Source organism: Bacillus sp. AP50 (assembly GCF_040492675.1).
Classification (GTDB): Bacteria; Bacillota; Bacilli; order Bacillales; family Bacillaceae_G; genus Bacillus_A; species Bacillus_A cereus.
Window position 1 is genome coordinate 1 of the sequence record NZ_JBEUTW010000378.1, and the last position, 9,756, is coordinate 9,756.

Consider the following 9,756-nt stretch of genomic DNA (forward strand, 5'->3'; position numbering starts at 1 on the left):
AATCTATACCATCCATATTTACAGTTATGGATACCCTAATTACATATGAAAAAGAGAGAAGAACATTGGCTAGTTCTTCTCTCTTTGTTTATTTTTAAGATAACTATCTATAAAATTTTGCTTTTCATAATTCTTCATGAGTCTAGAAAAGAATCTAATCCTTTTCTAGACTCAAAAATAAATTTTTCTAATGTACATAATTACAACGACATTAAACCACTTTGCTCTTAAATCCACTACTTGTATTATTGATTGCATGAAACTCCTTCTTGAGAAAGGTTTTAATTTCCGAATATTCTGTTGACCGTTATAACATATCCAATTTACAATTTAATTGTGGTGTTCTTTCACAATTAAACTACTTAGAATACACTTCATTTATTTGAAAACAATTACAAATAGAGGTGCTAAAATGAAAACTAGAGTAAATCCAGAATTATTACAAGGATTAGAGATGTTTCCGGATCTCGATTTACGCCCAGAAAATTTGCAATCAATCAGAGAAGGAATAGCTCAAATGAGACCACCTACCGTTGTTGATGACTCTCTTTCTTTAACAGATAAAGTCATTGTTGGGCCTGATGATAATCCGTTACCATTACGAATTTATCGTCCAAAATCAAATCATGAATCTTTACCTGTCTTATTATGGATACATGGTGGAGGTTATATCTTAGGGTCTATAGATGATAACGATGATATTTGTATGAGGTTTGCAAAAGAAGCTAGCTGTGTGGTCGTGTCTGTAGACTACCGCTTAGCACCTGAACACCCTTACCCAGCACCAATTGAGGATTGTTATTCAGCTTTAAAATGGATTGCTGATAATGCAAAGTCATTAAACATTGATTCGAATCGAATTGGGCTTGCAGGAGTAAGCGCTGGCGGTGGACTAACAGCAGCATTATCATTATTAGCACGAGATCGAAAATATCCTTCAATTTGTTTACAAATGCCACTATATCCAATGATTGATGACAGAAATGATACACCTTCAGCGAATGAAATTAAAGAGGGATTTGTTTGGAACCAAAAGGCAAATGAAGCTGGCTGGAAAATGTATTTAGGAGAAATGTATGGAACGGATCAAATCCCTGCCTATGCAGCACCTTCTCGAGCTGAGGATTATAGTGACTTACCGTATACTTACACATTTGTTGGTCAATTAGATCCATTCCGCAGCGAAACATTAACCTATGTAAGCAAACTAGCACAAGCTGGTGTTGATGTGGAGTTTCATTTATATCCAAATGCCTATCACTGGTTTGAAGGGTTAAATCCAAATGCCGATGTATCTATTTATGCTGTGAACGAAATAGTACAAGCAATAAAGACTGGTTTCAAACGAGTATCCAAGGTTGAGGCTTAATCCCATTACAAGAGAAACACTTATAAATAGTATATATGTATTTATCATTTAAATATAATAGCCGATTCTAAATAAGAATCGGCTATTAATATGTAAAATCCGCCTAATATATCAAGGTTGAGAAACAGATATAAGATGTTTAGGCGATGTGTTTATTTCCTCTGCTAATGCTTTTATGTTCATCATGATTTGAAGTATTTCTTCTTTTGTTGTTCTTGGGTTAATAGAGCAAAGTCGAATTACTACTTTTTCTTTTAATTTAGTCGTACTTAGCATAGCAAATCCTCTTTGATTAATTTCTTCCACCAATTTTTTGTTTATTTCATGAATTGTATCTGTAGATGTTAGCTCACATGGAATATAACGAAAAGTAACAATTCCTAATTGGGCAGGTGTTACTACTTCCCAATCTTTTTCTTTCCTTAAAAACTCTTCAACTTGTTCAGCTAGCATAATGCCATGATCAATTGCCTCACGAAAAGCTGTAACTCCGAATGCTTTAAAAGAAAGCCATACCTTTAATGCTCTAAATCTACGAGAAAGTTCAATTCCACGCTCCCCAAAATTCACTTTTTCTTCTATATTAGTTTCTGTATCCTTAATATACTCTGGGATCATACGGAATGTTTCACTTAAATATTGGCTATTTCGAATAAGTACACAACCAACATCATAAGGCTGAAAAAGCCATTTATGCGGGTCTAACGTTAAAGAATCGGCACGATGAATTCCACTTAATAACTCCCTTCCTTTTTCACTGAGAATTGCTGCAGCCCCATAAGCCCCATCCACGTGTAGCCATATATCTTCATCACCACATACATCAGCCAATTCATCGAGGGAGTCCACCGCTCCGCAATTCGTTGTCCCTGCATTAGCAATAACACAGAATGGTTTTTTCCCTTTTAATCGATCTTCTTTTATTTGTTTTCTTAAAGTACTAACTGAAATTTTTAAGTCTTCATCTGTCTCAATTCGGCAAATTTGATGCTGTTTAAAACCTAATACTTTAAGTGCTCGATCTACAGAAAAATGAGTTTGGTTAGAAAAATAAACAATCGCATTTTCTATGTCATTATTCAGCTTGACCTGTCTCGCTACAGTAAGTGCAGTCAAATTAGCCATGGAACCACCACTGACAAATAGTCCTTCAGCTGAATCAGGGAATCCTAGCATTGATTTTAACCAGTTAATTGTCGTTAATTCAATTTGTTCGGCACCTGCACCTACTATCCAAGCTGTAGGAAATACATTAAACCCACTTGCTAAAAAATCTGCTAATACACCAACATAATTATTAGGACCTGGCACAAAAGCCATAAAATGAGGATGATCCACATGAGTAATTTGATTAAACACATTGTTATTAAGAAAATGAAGTAATTCTTTTGGATTAGATCCGTTTTCCGGAATCGTTTCAATTAGCTTGTCTCTAAAAATATTACTATCAATCGTTTCTGAAACTGGTTTACTTTTTAAATGATTCATATGATCAACAATCAAGTCAACCGCTTGATATCCTAACTGACGCATTTCTTCGGCTGATAACTGTAATTTTTTTGTCATTTGATTTACTCCTATTCTATTTAAAAAGGCGAGTTCTTGCTCGCCTTTTCATTTTTTATAATTTGTAATCACAAATTGTTTGTATTGGATTTTGAAGAATCGTGTTGATTAACCCATGGATGTGATTTAATATTTCCTGTATTTTCTCTGCTTCATATACCGTTTGATCATATCCAAACTTTATTGTAAGTCTTTCTTCAGGGAAGCACATAATTCCATACTTTACATGTGGCTCATCAACAACTTCGTAATCCGTGATAGCAAAATGTCTGTTTTCATTTGAAGAAAAGATTGCTGGATTAGTTGGATAGTTTTCAAAAACCCAAAGATGGTCAGTCAACTCAGTTTTTAATTCACTTTGCTTTTGTATATCAACAAATGAATAGTATGCATACTCATTACATTTCAATGTCTCTAGTTGTACCTTTTGCAGGAAGTCCACAAAAGATTGCGTTTCTGTCCATGCTAATCGGATAGGCAAAACATTTGTGAACAGACCGAACATATTTTCAATTCCTTCTACTTCGGGAGGTCTGACTGATACTAGATTAGGCAATACTACTTCTCTCGTTCCGTTGAATTTGCCAAGCAATATTCCCCATACAGCTAGTAATGCCGTATTCATAGTTATATTATTTTTAGTTACAAATGTCTGTAACTGATCAGTCAAATCCTTGTCTAATGTTAAATCCATAAAAGTGAAGTTTAACCCTTCACTTTTAGATGGGACTTTCTTTTTAGGAATACTAATTTTCTGATTGTATCCTGATAAATAATCTCGCCAAAAATGACGTGCTTTCTCATGATCTTGTGCCAAAGTCCAATCTATAAATGTTTCAAAAGGTTTTACCATGGGTAACCCCGCCGTAGTTCCGGCATTTGTAGTTTCGTAGAGCTGGAATAATTCGTCTATCAAAATGCTGACGCTCCAACCATCACATAATAGATGATGGGAACTCCAAATTACTTTATGCTCGTTATTACCTAGTTGGAATATACAGAGACGTGTCATAAGTTCATCATTTTTAAATCCTCGACTTAAATTTTCATTCATCCACTGTTTTAGGAATTCTTGCTGTTCTTGTTTCGTCATCTCAATCAAGTTTTTTATTTCTGAATTTATTTGAACATCATATAGAACAGCTTGCCAAGGTTTTGCTTGTTCATCTTGCACAATTATTGTTCTTAAAGAATCATGACGATCAACTAATTGTTGGAAACACTGAATAAAGAGTTTAATATCCAGCTCCCCCTCAAGTGCCCAAATTGTTTGTTCAAAATATGCATTTGTATCAGGTTCATTCGTAGCATGCTCATAAATAACTTCCTGGAAAGGTGCTAACGGGTAAATACGTTCTATTTTTATATCCGGCATTTTTTCTTGTATTTTGTTAAGTGTATGTTGATTAAGTTGTTTATCTTTAACATTTAGTAATGTAGCTTTATTATCGTTCATTATGTTTACATCATTTGTTTGTGAACTTGAAAACTGGTCTAGCTTTTTAACAAATTGAACCATGTCCCTTAATATAGGAAATGAAAATATATTTTTTGGTTCAAGCTCGAATCCTTGTCGATACAGTCTGACGGACACTTGAATCGCTTTTATCGAATCTCCACCTAAGGCGAAGAAATGATCATTTACTCCAACCTGATCTATTTTGAGTACTTCTTGCCAAATACTAGTTAATATTTTTTCCATTTCAGTTTTTGGGGCAATAAATACTTCATTTTTTTGTTTCTCCGGAGTAGGTAGCGCTTTTCTATCTAATTTCCCGTTTGGAGTCAGGGGTAATTGGTCCAAATAAACAAAATAAGAAGGAATCATATAATCTGGCAAGTGATCTCGCAAATGCTTTCGTAGTTCTGTTGTACTAATATTTTGCTCAGTTACCACATATGCTACTAAAAATTTTATTCCGTTCTCATCTGTTTGATCAATTACGATAGCATGTTCGACTTGTTTATAAGTTAGAAGACAATGAGAGATTTCTTCTAACTCTACTCGATATCCCTGAATTTTCACTTGGTAATCTTGGCGGCCTAAAAATTCAATATATCCTTCAGAATGCATTTTTCCACAATCTCCTGTTTTATATATAAGACCAAAATCAGGATGTGACACAAACGCTTCATTTGTTTTCTTTTCATCATTTAAATATCCTTTAGCAAGGCCCACTCCCCCGATATATAAATCTCCAATTACACCAACAGGGCACATTTTCTTTTCATAGTTCAACACATAATACGTTTGGTTTGCCAAGGGCATCCCGTATGGAATACTATTCCAATGTGATTCCACCTGTTTGACCGGATAATAAATTGACCAAATCGATGCTTCTGTTGCCCCTCCTAGTGAGACTACTTCTGCAATCGGAAAATGTCGTTTTATTTTTTCTGGTAAAGAAAGCGGAATCCAATCTCCACTATGTAAAACTAAACGTAAAGAAGGATATTCAAAATGAGAACCTACTTGCTCCAATGCCAAATCCATGATTGCAGGCACTGTATTCCAAATTGTAATCCCTCTACGTTCGACAGTGCGGATTAATTCTTGCATGTCTCTCGGATCACGAATCATTACTAACATTGCACCTGTGCTTAAAGCTCCGAAAATATCGTATACAGATAGGTCAAAACACATGGAAGAGATACCAATAATACGATCATTTTCATTCACCTCATATTTTTGATTTATGTCTTGAATAGTATTTGTAACCGCTTGGTGAGTAATAATTACTCCTTTTGGTTTTCCTGTACTTCCTGAAGTGTATATAATATAGGCAATATCTTCTGGACCAGCAATAGCGGGCATATCTTCTGTTGTATAAAATGACAAATGATTTTCTTCATAAAGACTAGGTTCTAATAAAAGCTTGCATGAGCTATTTTTTAAAATATATGTTTGGCGATCTAAAGGATGATCGGGATCAATCGGAACATAAGCGGCACCTGATTTTAAAATACCTAACATATTAACAATTGTGTCAACTCGCCTTTTTGCTAAAAGACCCACTTTGTCACCTAGACCAATACCTTGCTCTTTTAAGAAGTGGGCAATTTGATTAGAACGTTTATGAAGTTCCGAGTATGTTAACCATTCTTGTTCAAATACCACCGCTACTTCATCCGGCGTACGTTTTACTTGGTCTGTAAATAATTGATACAGAGTAGTTGAAGGTATTTTTTTTGTTGTTTCATTGTATTGCTTAATTAGAGTTTGATCCGATTCTTTCATATGCAAAGATGTTATATCGCTTTGTTTCACCAATTGTTCCAATAAGTCAACAAATTGGGAAAACATTGCTTCTATTACATCAACATCAAACAACTCTTCAACATAGTTCCAGCTAATTAATAACTCTCCATTTTTTTCAATTACTACATTATCCAAATACACTTGTGGAGTCCGAGCATGAATATAGCGAAGAGAACCAAGTTGTTCCCAAGAGAAAGCACCTGCACCTGCTAACATCGAGGTGAAAACGATTGGCATAACTGCTTTTGGCGTCATTTGATGATATCGAGTAAAATCTCGAATAAAGTTAACTCCATCGTAATGACGATGTTCAAGGCCATCTAATAAAGTAGCTTGCGTTTCTTTTACTCTAGTAAAGAAAGTTTGCTCTGGTTTTACATCAACATCCAATAAAATAAGTGATGTGAAATCTCCAACAATCTGTTCTACTTCATCATGAACAGGATAACGGTTAAATACAGTCAAGTTAATTGCTAATCGACGTTGATTACTCCAATATGCCAACACATCACCATATATTGTACAAAGTAGAGCGGAAGGCGTTACCTCTTTCTCTTGTGCTAACTTTCGTAGCTTTGTCCATTTTTTATTATCCAGGATTTTTGTAAGTGATTGGAATTTAGGAGTAGCAATCTCTGCTGGATCTTTTTTTAACAGCAAAGAAGGTGCAAACGGAAAGTCAGGAAGCTTACTTGTCCAATAATCTTTTGCTGTTTTATATTCTTCGCTTTGTTCCATTTCATCATAGATAAACATATAATCTTGAAAATCAAAAGATAAAGATTCTAATTTTTGATTTGGTTTATAATAATAATGCAACAAATCCTGTCCAACAATGTTCATGCTTGCTCCGTCCATTAATAAAGCATCGTATCGAAAACATAATAAATACGTCTCTTCTTTTAAAAGAAAAGCTTTCAATTCAAACAAAGGCCATTGCCCCAAAGGGAATACATGGTTAGTCATTCGAGAACGCTCTTCTTGTAAGCGAGCATGTTGATTCCTATCATCTAAATCTATGAGACTCACTATTTCAATCTCGTAATCAGGAACGCTTTGTAATATTTGCTGTTTTCCCTCTGGTAAAATTACAGCTCGCAACATTGGATGACGATGAATTACCTTTTGAAAACTTTTTGAAAGACGATTGATATCCAATGCTGTTTCATATTCAAAATATGTTTGAGGGGAAATACCACTTAATTCAAACTGTGAATTCCGTCCTATCATATACGCGGTCTGAACTTCTGTTAAGGAAAATGGCTTAGACAAATCTTTAACATGAGTTGGTCTACTTTCAAGGTTTTCCTCTTTATGCTCTAGCTTTACACAAGAACTCAGTTGAGCGATTGTGGGGTGCTTAAAAAAATCTGTTGTACTTATTTTTAAGCCGTCTTTTCTTAATAAATTAATTACCTGAAGTGCTTTAATAGATTCTCCTTTTAATGCAAAAAAATTATCATGAATACCGATTCCCTCGATCTCCATAACTTTTTCCCATGCACGCACTAATTTTTGTTCAATTTCATTGCGCGGAGCAACGTATGGAATTGATACATAATCTGGTTGTGTTATATCCAACAATCTTTTTCTATCCACTTTTCCATTTGGATTCAATGGAATCTCTTCTACCTGAATCATTTTTTCAGGAATCATAAACTCAGGTAATTTATCACTTAAATATTTTCTGATTTCACCAAAAGACACCTTGTTATCCGATACATAGTAGGCAGCTAATAATTTCCTATTTCCATACACTTGATCAACAACGATAGCCTGGTTTATTTCTGGATATTCCCTTAATTGAGTTTCGATTTCTCTTAATTCAATCCGATACCCCCGAATTTTCACTTGATGATCCATTCTACCTAAATATTCAAGTTCTCCATTAGGCAACCAACGAACGAGATCACCTGTATGATACATCATTTCCCCTGCCGCAAAAGGACTCGGTACAAACTTTTCATCTGTCAGTTTATTTTTACCAAGATACCCTCGTGCTACCGCTACGCCAGCAATGCAGAGTTCACCGGGAATTCCAAATGGTTTTAATTGGCCATACTTATTCAATATATAGGAATGATAATTCGGGTTAGGTTTGCCAATCGTAACTTCTTTGGAAGTGCTCAAGTCTTTTACTGTTGCGCAAATGGTTGTTTCTGTGGGACCATAAATATTTAAAATTGTTGCTTCACTGATACAACGAATTTTTTCAACCAAATCAACGGAAAATGATTCTCCTGCTAATAAAATAGATTTTAAATCTTTTAGAAAAATCGCCCCTTCTGGATCACTCAAAATCACTTCCATTCGCGATGGCGTTGATTCCCATAAATCCACCTTATGTTTTTTGACCAAATGAGACAATTCTTTTGTTGCAAACTGGTCCTCTGTAGCAATTACTACTTTTGAACCTTGCGTTAAAGGAAGACATATTTCTAACAAGGAAATATCAAAAGATACACTAGCAAGAAACAAGAATGATTGATTAGCTTTTACTTTTTCTCTCATTACATTTAAAAAATGAACTAGCGATTTTTGTTCTATCATTACCCCTTTTGGATTTCCTGTCGATCCTGATGTGTAAATAACATAAGCTAAATCATTAGGATTATGTTCTCGAACTAAATTACTTTCTTCACCTTGAAAAAGATATTCTTTATCAAGATACAGTACTTCACCTGCAAATTGTGGCAATACTTCCTCTGTTCGCTTACTAAGTAAATATTTTGCTTGACTATCTTGTAACATATATTCAATTCGTTCAGTTGGGTAGTTAGGGTCGATTGGTAAATACGCTGCTCCTGCTTTTAAAATCCCCATCATACCAATAATCATTTCTAATGACCGATCTACCATAACGCCAATAATACTTTCTTTTGAAACACCTTTACTTTGAAGAATAGAAGCCAATTGATTCGCTTTCTTATTCAATTCTCTATATGTCAAAGATTGATCATTACAAACAACAGCAATTTGATCTGGAGTTTTTAATACTTGCGCTTCAAACAAATCTTGAAATGATTGAAACAAGTCTATGCCCGTTTGAAAAGTATTCAATCCTTCTAACAACTCTTTTTCTTCTTCTGCAATAATACAAATATCTTTCAATGCCAAATTCGGATTTTGTGAAACTTGCTTTAAAACATAACAATACGAATTGGCAAACTGTTGCAAAGAAGAGAATGAACGGGACTTGCAAGAAATTTGAAATTCAAATTCATTATGTATTTCATTCCATTTTCTTCGTATCCATAGGGCTAAATTATTCTCTGCGTATTCTTCTAGCGAATTTTCATTATGTAATCCTTCCATCCCGATTACAATTTGAAAAGGAGTTAAATTGTGTTTAACTAATAATTCAGAGAGCGGATACTCCTGATTTTCATACCCGAATAAAGTCGTTTGTTCAATCTCATTTACTAATTGTTTAAAGGTGTGATGCGGCTGGATTTCACTTCCTAAAGGAATCAACTTATTAAGATTCTCACTTTGTTCAAGATTCTTTTCAATTATAGGAATACCAATAGTAATTCTTTCTTGATCTGTATAATGTGCCAAA

The 9,756-nt window shown here is 34.5% G+C and carries 3 protein-coding genes; 1 reads left to right on the forward strand and 2 read right to left on the reverse strand.

All coding sequences use genetic code 11. From position 1 onward, the window contains the following. The first annotated feature begins 412 nt into the window (after positions 1–412). Positions 413–1,369, forward strand: coding sequence for an alpha/beta hydrolase (locus tag ABWK52_RS22825; protein ID WP_061655549.1), 957 nt, complete (start codon positions 413–415; stop codon positions 1,367–1,369). A gap of 111 nt (positions 1,370–1,480) precedes the next feature. Here the strand turns inward: ABWK52_RS22825 and ABWK52_RS22830 are convergent, their stop codons facing one another. Both ABWK52_RS22830 and ABWK52_RS22835 read right to left on the reverse strand, forming a co-directional pair. Next, positions 1,481–2,935 (reverse strand): pyridoxal phosphate-dependent decarboxylase family protein, encoded by a 1,455-nt coding sequence (locus ABWK52_RS22830; RefSeq protein WP_000162820.1) that lies wholly within the window; start codon positions 2,933–2,935, stop codon positions 1,481–1,483. A gap of 55 nt (positions 2,936–2,990) precedes the next feature. After that, a partial coding sequence (locus ABWK52_RS22835; RefSeq protein WP_353772151.1) for an amino acid adenylation domain-containing protein occupies positions 2,991–9,756 on the reverse strand: 6,766 nt, incomplete at its 5' end.

Excerpts from the sequence above, each read along its gene's own strand:
- ABWK52_RS22825 (WP_061655549.1), top strand. The coding sequence starts at position 413 with ATGAAAACTAGAGTAAATCCAGAATTATTACAAGGATTAGAGATGTTT.
- ABWK52_RS22830 (WP_000162820.1), bottom strand. The coding sequence starts at position 2,935 with ATGACAAAAAAATTACAGTTATCAGCCGAAGAAATGCGTCAGTTAGGA.